The organism is Streptomyces sp. NPDC036815 (assembly GCF_055609205.1).
This window is the reverse complement of the sequence record NZ_JBVJPW010000024.1, coordinates 42,621-60,781: the sequence shown is the minus strand read 5'-3', so window position 1 is coordinate 60,781 and position 18,161 is coordinate 42,621. Positions and strand designations below refer to the sequence as shown.

The window sequence follows — 18,161 nt, the reverse complement described above, 5'->3', positions numbered from 1 at the left end:
CCGCGCGGGGAGGGGCGGCAAGATGGCCTGCGGTGTCAACTCGCTTATCGTGATGGCGTTGTGACAGGCCGTCCACGACGCGGGGCGGTCCGGAGCACGCCCCGGGATCACAACAGCGACGGCACCTCGTCCGCCGAGACGGACCGCGCGGCCCGCTCCAACGCGCTGGCGAGCAGGGCCAGATCGGTGGGCCCGTTCCCCAACTCCCGCACCGGGCGCCGGGCCGGCGGGTCACCCATCCGCTCCCACTCCAGGGGGACGACGGTGGGACGCAACGTAGCCGTACGGGGGATGCGGCCCGTCACCCGGCCCGCCTGGAACGCGGTGGCCCGGCCGTCGGGCGAGCGCAGCTCGCCCCGCCCCGGCGCCGGTTCCTCCGGCCCGGACGCCACCGCGTCGAGCACCACCCGCAGCGACGCCCGCTGGCCGAGCTCCGTCTCCCACACCCGCTCGCTGCGCGCCGTCGCCGCCACGAGATGCACCCCGAGCCGCTCGCCGTCCCGCGCGACGGCCTCCAGGGCGCGCACGACCGACCCGGCGGCGGGCCGCCCCGGGGAGCCGAGCGCGGGCGAGAGCAGCGCGTCGAAGTCGTCGACGAGGACCACGAGCCGGGGCAGCGGCGGCCCCGGCTCCACCCGCTTGCGCGCCCCGACGGGCCGCAGCCGCATCGTGGTGCTCGGCGGCGCGTCCAGATCGCCGTCGGACAGCTGCGCGGGGACGGAGGCGATGCCCGGGGCGTCGTCCCCGGCGGCGCCGGACCCGGGGGCGGCCGTGGACGACTGGGTGCGCTGCGCCACCAGCCGCCCCGAGACCTCGCGCCGCGTGTGCCACTCGGCGAACCCGAGCCTGCCGAGCAGCTCCGCCCGCCGCTTCAGCTCCGCGGCCAGGGACTGGGCGAACTCCCGCATCCGGACGGGGTCGTTGGTGACGAGGTGCGTGGTGACGTGCGGCAGGTCCGTACAGACACCGAGGCCCGTCCCCTGCCGCGCCGCGCCCCCGCCCGCGCCGACGCCGTCCCGTCCGTCGACGAGGACGATGCCGAGGCGGTCGGGGCGCTCGGCGGCGGCCAGGGACGCCGCGACGGACCGCAGCAGTTCCGTACGTCCGCTGCCCGCGGGGCCCTCGGCGAGCAGGTGCGGCCCGTCGGCGGCGAGGTCGGCGACGACCGGGCCGCGCGGTCCCGCGCCGAGCACCGCGAGGGCGCGCCCGCCGAGCGCCTCGGGGTCGTCGGCCGCCGCGGCCCACCGAGCCATCAGGGAGGCGGGCGTGGCCCTGGCGAGCCCCAACTCGTCGAGCAGCCGGGCGGCCTGGGGCAGCGGAGCGGACACGCGCGCGTGCCCCTCGCCCGCCGTGCCGTCCGTGCGCAGCGGCGCCAGGGCCCGCGCGAACCGCTCGGCCCAGGCGGCCGACACCGCGTCCACGGCCGCCACCGTGCCGTGGCCCGCCGGGCGCCCGCCCGCCGTCCGCATCAGCCGCAGCGCGGTCGCCACGTCACCGCTGAGCAGCGCGGCGGCACCGCACGCGCGAAAGGGCGGCGACACCGAGCAGGCCGCCTCGTACGTGTCGAGGACCGGCGAGGCGGGTGACGCCGCCACCGTCTCGGCGAGGCACACGACGTGGATCCCGGCGCGCGCGCCCTCGCCCGCGAGCCGGACGGTCGCCTCACGCAGCCCGGCCGCGCCGGGGTCGCCGTCGACGACGACGACCGTACGGGCACCGGCCTCGCCGTCGCCGTCGGCGATGCGGTCGTCGAGGCGCCTGATCAGCTCGTCCGTACGGGCCACCGCCTGGTCGCGGTCGAAGGCGAGGAGGAGCCTGCAGTCCTGGCCGTGCGTGGGCCGCAGATGGGGGAGCCAGCCGAGCCAGGCCCACTCGGCGGTGCGCTCGGCCACGGGGCGCGCCCGGTCCGTGCTGATCAGCACGATCTCCAGGGAGTCGGGGGAGTGCAGCGCGGCGAGCTGGGCGACGACCGCGCGGGCCAGGCCGGTCAGCCGGTCCCGGGGGCCGGCGAGGCCGAGGGAGCCCGCCTCCCGCAGGCCGACCGTGACGGGCACGGCGGGCAGCAGCTCCTCGCGGCCGTCGGCGGCGGGCAGCGTGCGGTCGACCGTGCCGAGCCGGACCGCGAGCGCCTCGGGGTGGCCGGGCCCGCGCTCCCAGAGCCGGGGGCCGGGGCCGAGCGCGGTGAGCAGCAGGGCGGCGGGGTCCGGCCACGACTCGGGCGTGCGGGCGGCCGCGGCCACGGCGAGCTCCTCCGGGGTGGGCGCCTGCGGCCCGTTGCCGGGGCCGCCGTCCGCGGCCGGTCCGTGGCGGTCCTCGTGCCCCTCGTACTCGTCGTGGCGGTCATACACGTCGTACGCGTCGTCCTGCCCGCCCTCGCGGCCGCCCGTCAGCCGGCGGGCCCAGGCGGAGAGGCCGCCGCGCCTGCGCAGGCGCGGCGGAAGCGTCGTCCCGCGCGGGGGCGTGCCGAGCCGGGTCCGCTCGGTGTCGGGGGCGCCGGCCTGCTGGGGCACGACGGGGGTGTCGGTGCCGGGCGGGCCGAAGGCGGTGGGCGGGCCGAAGGCGGTGGGCGAGCCGAAGGCGGTGGGAGCGGTCGGGCCCGCGTGCGCCCCCGGCGGGCCGTACGCGCCGTCCCCGCCGGTGCCGCCCGCGGCTCCCCAGCCCGCCGAGCCGTACGCGTGGTGGGTGGGGCCGCTCTCCGGGGCGCCCGCCGCCTCTCCGGAGGCGGGCCCCGCGGGCCGCCGCACGCGCACGTGGCCCTCGCCGTCCGGAGCCGTCGGGAGCGTGCCGCCCGCGCCGGGCGCCGGGCCGCCCCTGCCGTCCGTCAGGCGCAGCGCGGACTCGCCGATCCGCAGCAGGGAGCCGGGGGAGAAGCCCGTGGGGCGGCCGTCGACCTCCCGGCCGTCCACCGCCGTGCCGTTCGTCGAGCCCAGGTCCGTGACCGTGACCCGGCCGTCCTGGGCGAGCGTGACCGAGCAGTGCAGCCGGGAGACGTCCGGGTCGTCCAGGGCGACGTCCGCCTCGGCGGAGCGGCCGACCCGGATCCGGCCGCCGTGCAGCAGGTGGACACCGCCCGCGTCCGGGCCCGCGACCACGTGCAACTGGGCCGCCGCACCGGCCAGTTCGGGTCCCGGCTCGGCGGGGGCGCCCAGCGAGAGCACCGCTCCGTCGATCAAGGGGGGCTCGCCGAGCGTGCAGCGCTGGGCGTCGAGGCGCTCCGGGCCCGCGTACAGCACGAGGGGGGCCTCGCTGCCCGCCACGGCCGTGGCGAGGCCGGAGGCCACCGCGGCGAGCGCGGTTCCCGCGGGGGCGGTGACCAGGACGTCGCAGGCGCCCAGCGCCCCGGTCGACGTCACGGGGCGGCCTTGCTGCTCGGTCTGGCCGCTGCGCGGCCCGAGGACGGTCAGCCGGATCTGCATCGCCGTGAGCGGTCCCTTCTGCGCTGGGCGCCCGGCACGGGGACACGCGCTGTGATTCCCCCCACCGCACACGGGCACGTCGGCCAGTACTGGAGGCATCCTCGCACTTGCCACCGACAACACGCCCGGCGGCCACCCGTAAGTGATCTTGATTGGTCGGCTCTGCTCGGAAAAGTGCCTGCTTGGACCGTTGGGGACAGGTGCGGGGGATATCGGGCGGAGGTCAATTCCGGACCTCTCGGCAACCAATGCCCACGGGTGAGCGTCTTTCCACCGAACAGCGATCCGGAACGCCCCGGAAAGAAAAGGCCGGGCGGAATCCGACCCGCCGTCGCCCTGTTCTGCGGCACTACAGTGGGTCGGAACACCTTCGGACAGACCCCCGGACAGAACCAGCGTCCGGACGGGAACCAGCCAGATCAGCAGGGAGCGCATGACGTGCGGCCGGTAGGCAGCAAGTACCTGCTCGAGGAGCCGCTCGGGCGCGGCGCCACGGGCACCGTCTGGCGAGCCCGCCAGCGGGAGACCGCGGGTGCCGAGGCGGCCGTTCCCGGCCAGCCCGGCGAGACCGTCGCGATCAAGGTCCTCAAGGAAGAGCTCGCCAACGACGCGGACGTCGTGATGCGCTTCCTGAGGGAGCGGTCCGTCCTGCTCAGGCTGACCCACGAGAACATCGTCAGGACCCGTGACCTGGTCGTCGAGGGCGATCTGCTCGCCCTGGTCATGGATCTGGTCGAGGGCCCCGACCTGCACCGCTACCTCCGCGAGAACGGCCCGTTCACGCCGGTCGCGGCGGCCCTGCTGACCGCCCAGATCGCCGACGCGCTCGCCGCGAGCCACGCCGACGGCGTCGTGCACCGCGACCTGAAGCCCGCGAACGTCCTGCTCAAGCAGGACGGCGGGGGCATGCACCCGATGCTCACCGACTTCGGCATCGCGCGCCTCGCGGACTCCCCGGGCCTGACCCGCACCCACGAATTCGTCGGCACGCCCGCGTACGTCGCGCCGGAGTCCGCCGAGGGCCGCCCGCAGACCAGCGCCGTCGACATCTACGGCGCGGGCATCCTGCTCTACGAGCTCGTCACGGGCCGCCCGCCGTTCTCCGGCGGCTCCGCCCTCGAAGTCCTGCACCAGCACCTCAGCGCCGAGCCGCGCCGCCCCTCGACCGTTCCCGGCCCGCTGTGGACGGTCATCGAGCGCTGCCTCGACAAGAACCCGGACCGCCGCCCCAGCGCCGAGAACCTCGCCCGCGGCCTGCGCGCCGTCGCCGAGGGCGTCGGCGTGCACTCCAGCCCGGCGCAGATCGCCGCGGCGGAGGGGGTCGGGGCCCTGCTCATGCCGGATCCGGCGCCGGCCCACGTACCGGACACCCCGGGCGCGGCCGACCCCACGCAGGTGCTGCCGAGCACCGCGGGCTCGTACGACCCGGCCGCGCCGACCAGCGTCATGCGGAGCACCGGCGGGTACGGCCCGGACGCCGACCCGACGTCCGTGCTGCCCACCGGCCCCGGCGCCGCCGACCCGACCGCGGTCATGCCGCCCGTCCCGCCGAACGGGCCCGGCGGGGACCCGAACGACCCGCACCCCTGGCAGAACCAGATGCGGGCGGCCCGCGACCGCAACGAACAGACCCAGTACCAGGCGCACCTGGACCCGAACGACGACCCGCTGCGCCGCCGCCCCCAGCGCCAGGTGGCCCGCCCCCAGCAGCCGCCGCAGCAGCAGCGCCCCCAGCAGTACGCGCCGCAGCAGCCCCGCGGCCAGCGGCCGCAGCAGTACGCGCCCGCGCAGCATCAGCCGCAGCACCAGCCCCAGCAGTACTCCGCGCCCCCGCAGGCGCCGCAGCCCGCCCCGCCGCCCACGCGCGAGCCGCGGCAGCCGCGCCAGCGCAGCGCCAACCCGATGAAGATCCCGGGTCTTGGCTGTCTCAAGGGCTGCCTGTTCACGATCCTCATCCTCTTCGTCGCGAGCTGGCTGGTCTGGGAGTTCAGCCCGCTCCAGGATTGGATCGGTACGACGAAGGGGTACTGGGAGCAGCTGACCGACTGGTACCACACGGTCGGCGACTGGATGGGCAAGGTCGGCGGCAACTAGCGCCTTCCGTTCGGATCAGGCCGGACACGACACGACACGACCCGGCACCGCCCGTGCCGACGCAATGCACGGGCGAGTCTGGGGATTTGTCGACATCTGCAGAGTGATTTCTGCTCCCGGAGTGAAGGTTGGCGGCAAGGCCGCGTAGTTTTGTCGCCAACACGCATCCGTAGGAGCAGTCTTGACGCGCAAGATCGGCAGCCGGTACACCGCCCACCAGATCCTGGGCCGTGGCAGCGCCGGCACGGTGTGGCTCGGTGACGGCCCCGAGGGGCCCGTCGCCATCAAGCTGCTGCGCGAGGACCTGGCCTCCGACCAGGAACTCGTCGGCCGCTTCGTCCAGGAGCGCACGGCTCTGCTCAGCCTCGACCACGCGCGCGTGGTGGGCGTCCACGACCTCGTGGTCGACGGCACCGACCTGGCCCTGGTCATGGACCTCGTCCGGGGCACGGATCTGCGCACCCGTCTGGAGCGCGAGCGGCGCCTCGCCCCGGAGGCCGCCGTCGCCATCGCCGCGGACGTCGCCGACGGCCTCGCCGCCGCGCACGCCGCGGGCATCGTGCACCGCGACGTCAAGCCCGAGAACGTCCTCCTGGACATGCAGGGCCCCCTCGGGCCCGGCGGCGCCCACCCGGCCCTCCTCACGGACTTCGGCGTCGCCAAGCTGATCGACTCCCCGCGCCGCACCCGCGCCACGAAGATCATCGGTACCCCGGACTACCTCGCCCCCGAGATCATCGAGGGCCTGCCGCCGCGCGCCGCCGTCGACATCTACGCGCTGGCGACGGTCCTGTACGAACTCCTCGCGGGCTTCACACCGTTCGGCGGGGGGCACCCCGGGGCGGTCCTGCGCCGCCACGTCACCGAGACGGTGGTCCCTCTCCCCGGCATCCCCGAGGAGCTCTGGCAGCTCCTCGTCCAGTGCCTGGCGAAGGCGCCCGCGTCCCGGCTGCGCGCCTCCGAGCTGGCCGCGCGCCTGCGGGAGCTGCTGCCGCTGATCGCGGGGATGCCGCCGCTGGACGTCGACGAGCCGGACGCGGAGGCCTCGCAGGCCGAGGAGGCGTACGAGGACGCCGCCCCCGAGCCGCGCGCGGCCGCTCCCCGGCGGGGCGCGGTCCCTCTCGTCCCCGGCTCCGCCTCCGCCGACTCCAACCGCGACACGCACACCTCGATGCGGGTGCCGGGCCCCGACGAGCTGGCAGGCGGCGCCCGCGGCACGGCTCGCGCGCCGCGTGCGTCCGGTGCGGCGCGTCCCGGCTCCGCCAAGCACCGGGCCTCGGCGCGGCGGCGCCGGATCACCCTCGGGGTGGCGGGGGCGGTGCTGGTCGCCGCGGCGGGCATCGGTACGTGGGCCGCGACGAGCGGCGACGACGACGCGCCTCCCTCGGAGCCGAGCGACTCGGCCCCCCGAACCCCCTGACTCCGTCACGGGCGCCTGCGGGCGGCGGGCGAGCGGGGTGGGGGTTGGGGGGGGGCTTCCCGTCCGCTGTTCGCCTGCGGCCGGCGGCACTTGCGCGCGCAGTTCCCCGCGCCCCTGGGGAGCCCCCCTCGTCCCGAGCCGAAGGCGCCCCGTAAGGGGCGCGGGGAACGGCGCGCTCAGCCCATGACGGCCCGCAGGCATAGGCGGTCAGGGCCGCGGGGAACTGCGCGCTCAGCTCACGACGGCCCGCGGCCAAAGGCAGGCGTGGCGTCGGCCCGAGCCGCAGGTGCCCTTTCAGGGGCGCGGGGAACTGCGCGACCGGGCCACCCCCACCCGCAGGGGAACGCGGACGGAAACCACCCCCCACCCCCACCGCCCCGCCCCCCCCGCAGGGCCCGCCCCCGCTGCCGCAACCGTTACGCTGGAGTCGTGGCAGTCGTCGATGTATCCGAAGAGCTCAAGTCCCTCTCCTCGACCATGGAGTCGATCGAGGCCGTCCTGGACCTCGACAAGATGAGGGCCGATATCGCCGTGCTCGAGGAGCAGGCAGCCGCACCGTCCCTCTGGGACGACCCCGACGCGGCGCAGAAGATCACCAGCAAGCTGAGCCACCTCCAGGCGGAGGTCAGGAAGGCCGAGGCGCTCCGTGGGCGCATCGACGACCTCAGCGTGCTGTTCGAGATGGCCGAGGAGGAGGACGACCCGGACACCCGCGCCGAGGCCGAGTCCGAGCTCGAGTCCGTCAAGAAGGCGCTGGACGAGATGGAGGTCAGGACCCTCCTCTCCGGGGAGTACGACGCCCGTGAGGCCGTCGTCACCATCCGCGCGGAGGCCGGAGGCGTCGACGCCTCCGACTTCGCCGAGAAGCTGCAGCGCATGTACCTGCGCTGGGCGGAGCGCCACGGCTACAAGACGGAGCTCTACGAGACGTCGTACGCGGAAGAGGCCGGCATCAAGTCGACCACCTTCGCCGTCAACGTCCCGTACGCCTACGGAACGCTCTCCGTGGAGCAGGGCACCCACCGCCTCGTGCGCATCTCGCCCTTCGACAACCAGGGCCGCCGCCAGACCTCCTTCGCCGGCGTCGAGATCCTCCCCGTGGTCGAGCAGACCGACCACATCGAGATCGACGAGAGCGAGCTGCGCGTCGACGTGTACCGCTCCTCTGGCCCCGGCGGCCAGGGCGTCAACACCACCGACTCCGCGGTGCGCCTGACCCACCTGCCGACGGGCATCGTCGTCTCCTGTCAGAACGAGCGCTCGCAGATCCAGAACAAGGCGACCGCGATGAACGTCCTCCAGGCGAAGCTCCTCGAGCGTCGCCGCCAGGAGGAGCAGGCGAAGATGAACGCCCTCAAGGGCGACGGCGGCAACTCCTGGGGCAACCAGATGCGTTCGTACGTCCTGCACCCGTACCAGATGGTGAAGGACCTGCGGACGGAGTTCGAGGTCGGTAATCCCGAGTCCGTCTTCAATGGCGAGATCGACGGTTTCCTGGAAGCCGGAATTCGCTGGCGCAAGCAGCAGGAGAAGTAAAAGCCGCGGAGAACGGCTTTATCGACAAGGCAACTGCCGCCCAAGAGGCGGCAGTTGCCTTTTACGTCACAGTCACATCTCCGTAGGACGGTCAACTACCCCGATATCGGACATCGCGCCCGCAACGACCTTGACGCTGCTGTGAAAAGTGGAAAGGCTAGCGCGCGGCATGCGTATTCCTGGGGCGCGTGGGATCCGTGGGGGCTGATCGAATCGCCCCCGGCGAATACGGCCCCGGACGCTGCCTCACTGACAATTGAGCTACTGGGGGTAGCAGCCAGATGACCAAGAAGACGCGGATCCGTGTCGCGCGGATAGCCGCCGGCGCCGTGATCGCCGCCGGTGCCTCGCTGACCGCCGCGGGTGCCGCATCGGCCCTCGACGTCGGCGTCGAACTCGGCGGTGTGGGCGTCGGCGCGCACGCCGACGAGAGCGGCGTCGGCGTGGACGTGGACGGGCCGGGCGCCGAGGACCCGCAGATCCCGGGGCCGGACGACCCCACGGACGAGCCGCCGGAGCCCACCGAGGAGCCCACCGCCGACCCGGAGGAGCCGACGGAGGAGCCGAGCGAGCCCACCGAGGACCCGGACCCGACGCAGCCCACCACCGAACCGACCGACGACCCCACCTCGGACCCGGGCGACCCGGGCCACGGTGACGGCGGCAACACCGGCAACGGTGGCGGCCACGGCGGCAACGACACCGACCCCGACGGCGGCGCCGCCCCCGTCGAGCAGGGCAAGGGTAAGGACAGCCTGACCGACACCGGCTCCAAGCCGGTCGAGCAGGGCGGCCACACCGCCGACAAGGGCGGCAAGGGCGGCGAGCTCGCCGAGACCGGCGCCGCTGAGACCACGTTCCTGCTGATCGGTGCCGCGACGATGATCGCCGGCGGCATCGGCTTCCGTGTCCTGCCGCGCCTCGTCGGCAACCGCGGCGCCGCTGCCTGACCCGGGCGGTGACGTACGCCACGTACGTGTGAAAGAAGGGCCCGGAGCTTCACGAAGCTCCGGGCCCTTCCGCACTGCTCATGGCGACACTGCATATGGCGACACTGTCCGTGCCGACCCTTGCCTCTGCCGACGCGTGCCGTGACGCTCCGTGGCCGCTCCGGGCGGTGAAAGTGCCGCTACGCGGTCTGGTGCGCCAGCAGCGCGACCGCCGCGATCAGCACGACGAGCAGCGCTATCAGTGCCGCGGGGTTGAGCCCGGCGAAGGGGCCTTCCTGCTGCATGCGCTCGCGACTGGCCCGGCACACGGGGCAGCGGCCTTCACTCACGGGCGCTGCGCAGTTCGCGCATACCAACCGATCCAGGGTCATGCGCTTCTCCTCCCGCACAGTCTCAGCCTGCCCAACGCTGGGGGGAACTCAATCGTTCCCCCTCCCACTGTGCCAGCTTCCGCGGATTTCGGCGCGGCCCGCCGCCTCTCGACGGTTTACGGCGGATCCGTACCCCCGTACTTCCGAGACAATCCGCGCAACTCCGGACGCCGACTGCGCTCGCGCACCGGCTTCGCGTAGGGTCACGCTCACCTACCCCCGGCAACCCGTGGTGCATCCGTGATCCGATTCGACAACGTCTCCAAGGCCTATCCGAAGCAGACCCGCCCCGCGCTCAGGGATGTCTCCCTGGAGATCGAGAAGGGCGAGTTCGTCTTCCTGGTGGGATCCTCCGGCTCCGGAAAGTCCACTTTCCTGCGGCTCGTCCTGCGCGAGGAGCGCACCAGCCACGGCCAGGTGCACGTCCTCGGCAAGGACCTCGCGCGCCTGTCCAACTGGAAGGTGCCGCACATGCGCCGCCAGCTGGGCACGGTCTTCCAGGACTTCCGCCTCCTGCCCAACAAGACCGTCGGCGAGAACGTGGCCTTCGCACAGGAGGTCATCGGCAAGTCCCGCGGCGAGATCCGCAAGTCCGTGCCCCAGGTCCTCGATCTCGTGGGCCTCGGCGGCAAGGAGGACCGGATGCCCGGCGAGCTCTCCGGCGGTGAGCAGCAACGCGTCGCGATCGCGCGCGCGTTCGTCAACCGCCCCAAGCTCCTCATCGCCGACGAGCCCACCGGAAACCTCGACCCGCAGACGTCCGTCGGCATCATGAAGCTGCTCGACCGGATCAACCGCACCGGCACCACCGTCGTGATGGCCACCCACGACCAGCAGATCGTGGACCAGATGCGCAAGCGGGTCATCGAGCTGGAGAAGGGCCGTCTCGTCCGCGACCAGTCGCGCGGCGTCTACGGCTACCAGCACTGACGACCCCGTCTCGCTCGTACCGTCTGATCCACCTGATCCACTGAAAGGCCGCCATGCGCGCCCAGTTCGTCCTGTCGGAGATCGGCGTCGGTCTCCGCCGGAACCTCACGATGACCTTCGCGGTCATCGTCTCCGTAGCGCTTTCGCTCGCCCTGTTCGGCGGTTCGCTGCTCATGCGCGACCAGGTGAGCACGATGAAGGGCTACTGGTACGACAAGGTCAACGTCTCGATCTTCCTGTGCAACAAGGCCGACGCCGAGCAGGACCCCAAGTGCGCCAAGGGCGCCGTCACGAACGAGCAGAAGGACCAGATCCTCGGCGATCTGAAGAAGATGCCCGTCGTGGACAAGGTCCAGCACGAGTCGGCGGACGAGGCCTACAAGCACTACAAGGAGCAGTTCGGCGACTCCCCGCTGTCCAGCTCGCTGACGCCGGACCAGATGCAGGAGTCGTTCCGCGTCAAGCTCAAGGACCCGGAGAAGTACCAGGTCGTCGCGACCGCCTTCTCGGGGCGGGCCGGCGTGCAGTCCGTGGAGGACCAGAAGGACTACCTGGACAACCTCTTCGAACTGCTCAACGGCATGAACTGGGCGGCCGTGGCGGTGATGGCGCTGATGCTCGTCGTGGCGCTGATGCTGATCGTCAACACCGTGCGCGTATCGGCGTTCAGCCGCAGACGCGAGACCGGCATCATGCGGCTGGTCGGCGCGTCCAGCTTCTACATCCAGATGCCGTTCATCATGGAGGCCGCGGTCGCCGGTCTCATCGGCGGCGGCCTCGCCTGCGGAATGCTGCTGGTCGGCCGGTACTTCATGATCGACCACGGTCTCGAACTCTCCGAGAAGATCAACCTGATCAACTTCATCGGCTGGGACGCGGTCCTGGCCAAGCTGCCGCTGGTGCTCGCGATCGGCCTTCTGATGCCCGCGCTTGCCGCGTTCTTCGCGTTGCGCAAGTACCTGAAGGTGTGACAAGAGACCTCAGCGTGTCAGGGCGCCGTGCGGTTCAACCCGCCGTACGGCGCCCTTCGTTGTCCTAGACTCACCGTCATGTCAGGCCTCGACCGGTTCACCGGCCGGTTCTCCTCGCCCCGCCGCATCCGCCGCGGGGCGACCCTGACATTGGTCTTCGTGAGCGTCCTCGCCACCGGAGCCGCCACCGGCTCCTGGAGCGACGCGGCGGACGAGGGCGGGAACGCGCCACCTCCCGCCGTGCGCTCCGGCACCGCCGAGGAGGCCGCGGACGCGGCCGCCGAGGCCATGGCCGACGGCAAGTCCGGCAAGAAGGCCGCCGAGGAGGCGGTCAGCCGCAGCGGGGACCGCTGGGGCTCGGTCTACTCCTCGGGGGAGTACCAGGAATTCGAGAAGGCCCTCGGCGGCGGGTACACGGGCGTCGGCCTGTGGGCCCGGCGCACGGCCGACGGGCTCATCGAGGTGTCCCGGGTCCAGCGGGGCGGGCCCGCGGACCGGGCCGGGCTCCGCGAGGGCGACCGGCTGCGCTCCGTGGACGGCGAGCGCGTCACCGGCCGGCCCGTCACGGAGGTCCTCGCCCTGCTGCGCGGCGACCGGGCGGGCACCCCGGTGACCCTCGGCATGGAGCGCCGCACGCGCGCGTGGCGGGTGACGCTGCGCAGGGCCCACCTCTCCACGGATCCCGTCACGGTCAGCAGGCTGCCGGGCGGGGCCGTCCTGATCAAGGTCGCGGCGTTCACCAAGGGCTCCGGAGAGGCCGTGCGGGACGCGGTGCGCACGGCTCCCGAGGGCGCCGGGATACTGCTGGACCTGCGCGGCAACTCCGGAGGCCTGGTGGCGGAGGCGGTCACCGCCGCGTCCGCGCTCGTCGACGGCGGCCTGGTCGCCACGTACGACGTGCGGGGCGAGCAGAAGGCGCTGCACGCCGCGCGGGGCGGTGACACGGTCAGACCCGTGGTCGCGCTCGTCGACGGCGGCACGATGAGCGCGGCCGAGCTCCTCACGGGCGCCCTGCAGGACCGCGGCCGGGCGGTCGTGGTGGGGACGAGGACCTTCGGCAAGGGGTCGGTGCAGATGCCGAGCCGGCTGCCCGACGGATCCGTCGCCGAGCTGACCGTCGGCCACTACCGCACCCCGTCGGGCCGCGCGGTGGACGGCCGGGGCATCAAGCCGGACCTGGAGGCCGAGGCGGGGGCCGAGAAACGGGCCGAGACAGTATTGACTGGCCTCGGACCCCCCTCGTAGTGCGAAAATGGCCGCACTATGGCGAAGGAAAAGGTAAAGCGCAAGGCCGCGAAGGCCGCTGAGAAGGCCCCCGCCCGGAAGATGGTCGCGCAGAACAAGAAGGCGCGGCACGACTACCACATCCTGGACACCTACGAGTGCGGCCTGGTGCTGATGGGCACCGAGGTCAAGTCGCTGCGGATGGGCCGGGCCTCCCTGGTGGACGGCTTCGTGCACATCGACCGCGGCGAGGCGTGGCTGCACAACATCCACGTCCCGGAGTACGTCCAGGGGACCTGGACCAACCACTCCGCCACGCGCAAGCGCAAGCTGCTGCTGCACCGCGCCGAGATCGACAAGCTGGAGTCCAAGTCGCAGGAGACGGGTCACACGATCGTGCCCCTCGCCCTGTACTTCAAGGACAGCCGGGTCAAGGTCGAGATCGCGCTGGCCAAGGGCAAGAAGGAGTACGACAAGCGGCAGACCCTCCGCGAGAAGCAGGACACGAGGGAGACGAGCCGCGCGATCTCGGAGGTGCGCCGCCGGCAGGGCATCGCCTAGCCCGCCCGACAGGAATGGGCTGGCACCGTCGTACGTTGGTCACGTACGATGGGTCTTGCCCCGCTGGTGACGGGGCGCCCGGATCGAAAGGTCCACCTTGAAAAATCAACATGGGGATGATCGGTTTCGACAGCGGATGTCGAAGCAGGGGAAGCGTGTCGAGGAAGCGGCAATGATCTCGTAAACCATATGTCGCAAAAAATAATCGCCAACACCAAGCGCGATTCCTTCGCCCTCGCTGCCTAAGTAGCGACTTGCGAAGTGTCAGCCCGGGGCTGTTCCCGACCCGGATCCTGGCATCAGCTAGGGAACTAAACTTCTAGACCCGGTCACGGGGCCTAGAAGGAAATCAAACAGTGACTGGGCCCGTCGGCGACTTGTTCGCGTGATCGCCGGGGCCGAGAAAATCGCAGCGAACTGCACACGGAGAAGCCCTGATTCTGCACCGTTGGACGCGGGTTCGATTCCCGCCATCTCCACAATTCCCATGTGAGGCGAAAGCCCTCTGGCCCCCGGGCCAGGGGGCTTTTTCCATGTCCGGGTACGGGTCAACCCAGGTATGACGAAAGCCTGTGGCAGCGGTCGTCGAAAAGCGGCACATCTTCCGGGCAGATGCCTCGTTACTGCTGCCAAGTGCAGGATCGCAGCGGCCCTGCGGCACAGCGCCCGGGCCGAGGGCAGGAGCAGGAGACCGTCGCTTGGATGCCAACGTCACTCTCTTCGGCTCCCTTCTCGCGAGCCTGGGCGTCCTGGGCGCGGCAGTGGTGGCGTATCTCGGAAAACGCGGGGAGAACGCGCTGACGGGTTTCTCCAGTCTGACGGAGAAACTCCAGATCGAGCGGGACAGGCTGGAGCGCCAGGTCGCGGAACGGGACGCGAAATTAGCCGAGTTGAGCGCCCTGCACGCCCACGACCAGAGTGAGATCGCCCGGCTGCTCATCGACAACCAACGGCTCGGAGGCACGCCGTGACCCAGCTCGAGCGACTCTTGGCCCCCCGCTGGCGCACCGTGTTCCTGGTCTGTGTGCTGCTCGCGCTCTCCGGCGTCGCGGCGATCCTGTGGGCCCGCATCGACGCGGGCGACCGCCGCGCCGACCGGTTCGCGGTGGAGGCGGACCGGCGCGGCGAGGCCGTCTCGACCCTGGCCCGCGATGTGCGCACCCTGCGCGCCCAGGTCAGGGCGCACGGCGACACCCCCGCCGTGCCGGACCCCGCCGAGGCCGTCGACGACCTGCTGTCCCGGGTGCGGGTGCCCGCCGGATCGCCCGGCGCGGACGGTACGGACGGCAGGCCCGGGGCGAAGGATGCCCGGGGGACCGGCGGACAGCAGGGGCCGCGCGGCGAGCAGGGCGAGCCGGGAGAACGGGGCGCACAGGGTCCGCGCGGGGCTCAGGGGGGTCAGGGCGAACCGGGCGTCGCCGGAGAGCAGGGGGAGCCGGGCGCCGCGGGCGCCGAGGGCAGGAGCGGCGAGCAGGGGCCGGTGGGCGCGGCGGGGCCGGTGGGTCCGCAGGGCGTGGAGGGGGCTGTGGGCAGGGACGGCGCGACAGGCCCGCGCGGCGAGCAGGGGCCCAGGGGCGAGAGGGGTGCCCCGGGGCCCGTCTGTCCCGAGGGCTACGCCCTCCAGCAGTCGCCGGCCGACCCCGACGCCGTGGTCTGCCGCCGCACCGGCGGGGGGCCGTCCGCCCCCGGCCCCGCCCTGACCCTGCTCGCCGCCCTGCCGCCGCAGCGCCGCCGTCTGCACGAACCCGACCACTGACCCGGCCGGCCGGAGACCCGCGGGCCGCCGCCCGGAGCGGGGTCTGTCGCACGGCGCCCGAGTCGGGGATGCTCCAGGGTCATGAAGAGACCCGTGAGACGCGTCCACACCCGCATGCGCCACTGGATCTGGCCCGCCGTGCTCGCCGTCGCGGCGGCCGGCCTCTCCGCAGGCTCCCCGGCCGGGGCCGACTCCGACCGTTCGGGACTGCCCGAAGCCATCGACACCATCCTCGGCGACCCGCGCATGGAGGGCGGCGCGGCCAGTGTCGTCGTCGCCGACTCCGCGTCGGGCGACGTCCTGTACCAGCACCGCTCCAGCGGGCGCCTGATGCCCGCCTCCAACACCAAGCTGCTCACCTCGGCGGCGGCCATGGAACTCCTCGGCCCCGACCACCGCTTCACCACCGACGTCCTCTCCGACGGGCCCCGGCGCGGCGGGACGCTCCGGGGCGATCTGTACCTGCGCGGCACCGGCGACCCGACGACGCTCGCCAAGGACTACGACCAACTCGCCGCGAAGGTCGCCGACTCGGGGATCCGGCGCGTCGCGGGGCGCCTCGTCGCCGACGACACCCGCTTCGACGACCGGCGCATCGGCGACACGTGGGGCGGCGACGACGAGTCCTCGTACTACGCGGCGCAGATCAGCGCCCTGAGTGTCGCGCCCGACACGGACTACGACACCGGGACGGTCATCGTCGAGGTGGCGCCCGGGGCGCGGCCCGGCGACAAGCCGCGCGTGAGCGTGACGCCGAGGACCCGCTACGTGGACATCGACCTGCGGGCGACCACGGTCGCCGGGGGCGGCGCCGACACCGTCGCCGTGGAGCGGCAGCACGGCAAGAACACGATCACCGTCAGCGGCACCGTCCCCGTCGGCGGGGCCACCACCAAGGAGTGGGTGACCGTCTGGGAGCCCACCGGATACGCGGCCGCCGTCTTCCGCGACGCCCTCGCCGCGCACGGCGTGCGGGTGAGCGGCCCGACCAGGACCGGGACCGCCACGCCGAGGGGCGCCCGGCGGCTGGCCTCGCACGACTCGATGAAGCTCAAGGACCTCATGGTCCCGTTCATGAAGCTCTCCAACAACATGCACGCGGAGAGCCTCACCAAGGCCATGGGGCACAAGGCGACCGGCAGGCCCGGGAGTTGGGGCGACGGTCTCACCGCGATCGGCGGGTACCTGAAGACGGCGGGCGTCGACCCGGGCAGGATCCGCCAGGTCGACGGCTCCGGGCTCTCGCGCAAGGACAACGTGGCGGCCGGGCAGTACATCACGCTGCTGCGGGCGGTGCGGGGCGAGCCGTGGTTCGCCGACTGGTACGCGTCCCTGCCGGTCGCGTGCGCCCCGGACAAGTTCACCGGCGGCACGCTGCGGTCGCGGATGTGCGGGACTCCGGCGGCCCTCAACGTCCATGCCAAGACGGGTACGTTGACGGGGGCGTCCGCGCTGTCCGGGTACGTCAAGGACAAGGACGGCCGGGAGCTGGTCTTCAGCATCATCCTGAACAACTACCTGCCGTCGTCCGTGAAGGCGCTGGAGGACGCGATCGTGGTGACCCTCGCCTCCTCGACCGAGGACAGGGCCGTCCCGGTCACGCCGCGTTCGACGCGTGCGGCCGAGCGGGACGGCGGCGACCTGGAGTGCTCGTGGCGCAAGCCTGTGCGCTGCTGAGCAGCAGGGCGCAGCAGGCGGCGGCGACCGGCACCCCGTAACCCGCGGCGGCGCCCTGGTGCTCCACCGCCCAGCCGCCGCCCGCCGCGCCGCACGCGATGCCCCCGAGGAGGCCGGTCACGGCGAGGGTCATGCCCTCGTTCAACCGCCCCTCGGGGGTGCGGCGCTGGACGAGCGTCATGCCGGTGACCATCGTGGGCGCCGTCGCCATCCCCGCGACGAGCAGCGCTCCGGAGAGGGCGATCAGCGAGTCGGTCGTCACTACGGAGAGCAGGGGCAGCGTCATCAGGGCCGCCATCGCGGCGGCGCACAGGAGGTGGCGCCGGCCGAGGGGCCCGCGCGGTGTCACCGCTCCGTAGATGAGGCCCGCGGCGCAGGACCCCGCGGCCTGGAGGGCGAGGACGGCTCCCGCGGCCGCCTTGTGGCCCTGGGCGTCCGCGTAGGCGATGGTGACGACTTCGAGGGAGCCGAAGACCGCTCCGGTGGCGAGGAAGGCGGCGAGGAGGGCGGGCATCCCGCGCGCGCGAAGGGGCGATCTCACCTGTGCGGACGTGCTCGTACGGGGCCGGGGCGGGGGTTCCGTCGCGCGCTGGGCGGCGAACACGAGCACGCCGGTGACCAGCAGGATCACGCCCGTCAGGGTGCCGGCCTGGGGGAAGAGCGCGCCGCAGAGGAAGGCCGCGAGGACCGGGCCGAGCATGAAGCAGAGCTCGTCGGCGGCCTGCTCGAAGGAGTTGGCGGTGTGCACGGCCCGCGCGTCGTCCTTGAGGAGGTGGGCCCAGCGGGCCCGGGACATGCCTCCCGTGTTGGGGGTGGTGGCCGTGGCGGCGTACGACGCGAAGAGCGTCCAGTCGGGCGCTCCGCAGCGCACGCACAGCAGCAGCGAGAGCGACCCGAGGGCGGCGACGAGGGTGGCGGGGACGGCGACGCGCGCCTGGCCGTGCCGGTCGACGAGCCGCGCCGTCCAGGGCGCGACGACGGCGGTCGCCGCGAGTCCGGTGGCGGTGACGGCACCGGCCAGGGCGTACGAACCGCGCGCCCCGGAGATCATGATGACGGCGCTCACGCTGAACATGCCCATGGGCAGGCGCGCGACGAGGTTGCCGACGGTGAAGGCGGTGGCGCCGGGTATCGCGAAGAGGCGGGCGTAGGGGGTGCGGGGGAGGCGGACGCGGGGGAGGGGACGGCGTGGGCGGGCCGGGGTGTCGCTGGGCATGGGGCCAGCCTCGCCGGGGGAGATCCGCGGGGTCCAACA

General features: G+C 73.2%; 14 protein-coding genes and 1 other RNA gene. 12 read left to right on the top strand and 3 right to left on the bottom strand.

Going from position 1 to position 18,161, the window contains the following annotated elements; genetic code table 11:
• Positions 1-107: 107 nt before the first annotated feature.
• Positions 108-3,416 (bottom strand): FHA domain-containing protein, encoded by a 3,309-nt coding sequence (locus ACZ69I_RS33370; RefSeq protein WP_470836327.1) that lies wholly within the window; start codon positions 3,414-3,416, stop codon positions 108-110.
• Positions 3,417-3,854: 438 nt separating this feature from the next.
• Between ACZ69I_RS33370 and ACZ69I_RS33365 the strand changes: the two genes are divergently transcribed.
• The 4 genes from ACZ69I_RS33365 to ACZ69I_RS33350 all read left to right on the top strand — a co-directional run bounded on the left by ACZ69I_RS33365 (position 3,855) and on the right by ACZ69I_RS33350 (position 9,416).
• The gene (locus ACZ69I_RS33365) at positions 3,855-5,510 is read left to right on the top strand and encodes a serine/threonine-protein kinase (RefSeq protein ID WP_470836325.1); all 1,656 of its coding nucleotides are present in this window, start codon (positions 3,855-3,857) and stop codon (positions 5,508-5,510) included.
• A gap of 181 nt (positions 5,511-5,691) precedes the next feature.
• Positions 5,692-6,930, top strand: a complete 1,239-nt coding sequence (locus tag ACZ69I_RS33360; protein WP_467670054.1) for a serine/threonine-protein kinase — start codon at positions 5,692-5,694, stop codon at positions 6,928-6,930.
• A 429-nt stretch (positions 6,931-7,359) separates the two neighbouring features.
• Complete coding sequence (prfB, locus tag ACZ69I_RS33355) at positions 7,360-8,466, top strand: peptide chain release factor 2 (RefSeq protein WP_150218236.1); 1,107 nt, start codon at positions 7,360-7,362, stop codon at positions 8,464-8,466.
• Between the two features lie 281 nt (positions 8,467-8,747).
• Positions 8,748-9,416 (top strand): LPXTG cell wall anchor domain-containing protein, encoded by a 669-nt coding sequence (locus ACZ69I_RS33350; RefSeq protein WP_467670052.1) that lies wholly within the window; start codon positions 8,748-8,750, stop codon positions 9,414-9,416.
• 179 nt (positions 9,417-9,595) lie between these two features.
• On the opposite strand, the gene ACZ69I_RS33345 is transcribed toward ACZ69I_RS33350, so the two are convergent.
• Positions 9,596-9,787 (bottom strand): hypothetical protein, encoded by a 192-nt coding sequence (locus ACZ69I_RS33345; RefSeq protein WP_467670050.1) that lies wholly within the window; start codon positions 9,785-9,787, stop codon positions 9,596-9,598.
• Between the two features lie 240 nt (positions 9,788-10,027).
• On the opposite strand from ACZ69I_RS33345, the gene ftsE reads away from it, so the two are divergent.
• The 8 genes from ftsE (at position 10,028) to dacB (ending at position 16,906) form a co-directional block, all read left to right on the top strand.
• Positions 10,028-10,717 carry a cell division ATP-binding protein FtsE gene (gene ftsE / locus ACZ69I_RS33340; protein ID WP_055569411.1) on the top strand — a complete coding sequence of 230 codons (690 nt, stop codon included), beginning with the start codon at positions 10,028-10,030 and terminating at the stop codon, positions 10,715-10,717.
• A gap of 53 nt (positions 10,718-10,770) precedes the next feature.
• Entirely contained in the window at positions 10,771-11,688 is a 918-nt protein-coding gene (gene ftsX / locus ACZ69I_RS33335) for a permease-like cell division protein FtsX (RefSeq protein WP_389713114.1), read from the top strand.
• Positions 11,689-11,766: 78 nt separating this feature from the next.
• Positions 11,767-12,933, top strand: a complete 1,167-nt coding sequence (locus ACZ69I_RS33330; protein WP_467670047.1) for a S41 family peptidase — start codon at positions 11,767-11,769, stop codon at positions 12,931-12,933.
• Between the two features lie 18 nt (positions 12,934-12,951).
• Complete coding sequence (gene smpB, locus ACZ69I_RS33325) at positions 12,952-13,473, top strand: SsrA-binding protein SmpB (RefSeq protein ID WP_384255002.1); 522 nt, start codon at positions 12,952-12,954, stop codon at positions 13,471-13,473.
• A 112-nt stretch (positions 13,474-13,585) separates the two neighbouring features.
• Positions 13,586-13,955, top strand: a transfer-messenger RNA (tmRNA) gene (gene ssrA, locus ACZ69I_RS33320).
• Positions 13,956-14,171: 216 nt separating this feature from the next.
• Entirely contained in the window at positions 14,172-14,444 is a 273-nt protein-coding gene (locus ACZ69I_RS33315; protein WP_467670044.1) for a hypothetical protein, read from the top strand.
• Positions 14,441-15,229 carry a collagen-like domain-containing protein gene (locus tag ACZ69I_RS33310; RefSeq protein WP_470836323.1) on the top strand — a complete coding sequence of 263 codons (789 nt, stop codon included), beginning with the start codon at positions 14,441-14,443 and terminating at the stop codon, positions 15,227-15,229. Before ACZ69I_RS33315 ends, ACZ69I_RS33310 begins: the two co-directional genes overlap by 4 nt.
• Before the next feature lie 81 nt (positions 15,230-15,310).
• The gene (dacB, locus tag ACZ69I_RS33305) at positions 15,311-16,906 is read left to right on the top strand and encodes a D-alanyl-D-alanine carboxypeptidase/D-alanyl-D-alanine endopeptidase (protein WP_470836322.1); all 1,596 of its coding nucleotides are present in this window, start codon (positions 15,311-15,313) and stop codon (positions 16,904-16,906) included.
• On the opposite strand, the gene ACZ69I_RS33300 is transcribed toward dacB, so the two are convergent.
• Positions 16,827-18,122, bottom strand: coding sequence for an MFS transporter (locus ACZ69I_RS33300; RefSeq protein ID WP_470836321.1), 1,296 nt, complete (start codon positions 18,120-18,122; stop codon positions 16,827-16,829). The two genes, dacB and ACZ69I_RS33300, sit on opposite strands and share 80 nt — an antisense overlap.
• Positions 18,123-18,161: the final 39 nt, after the last annotated feature.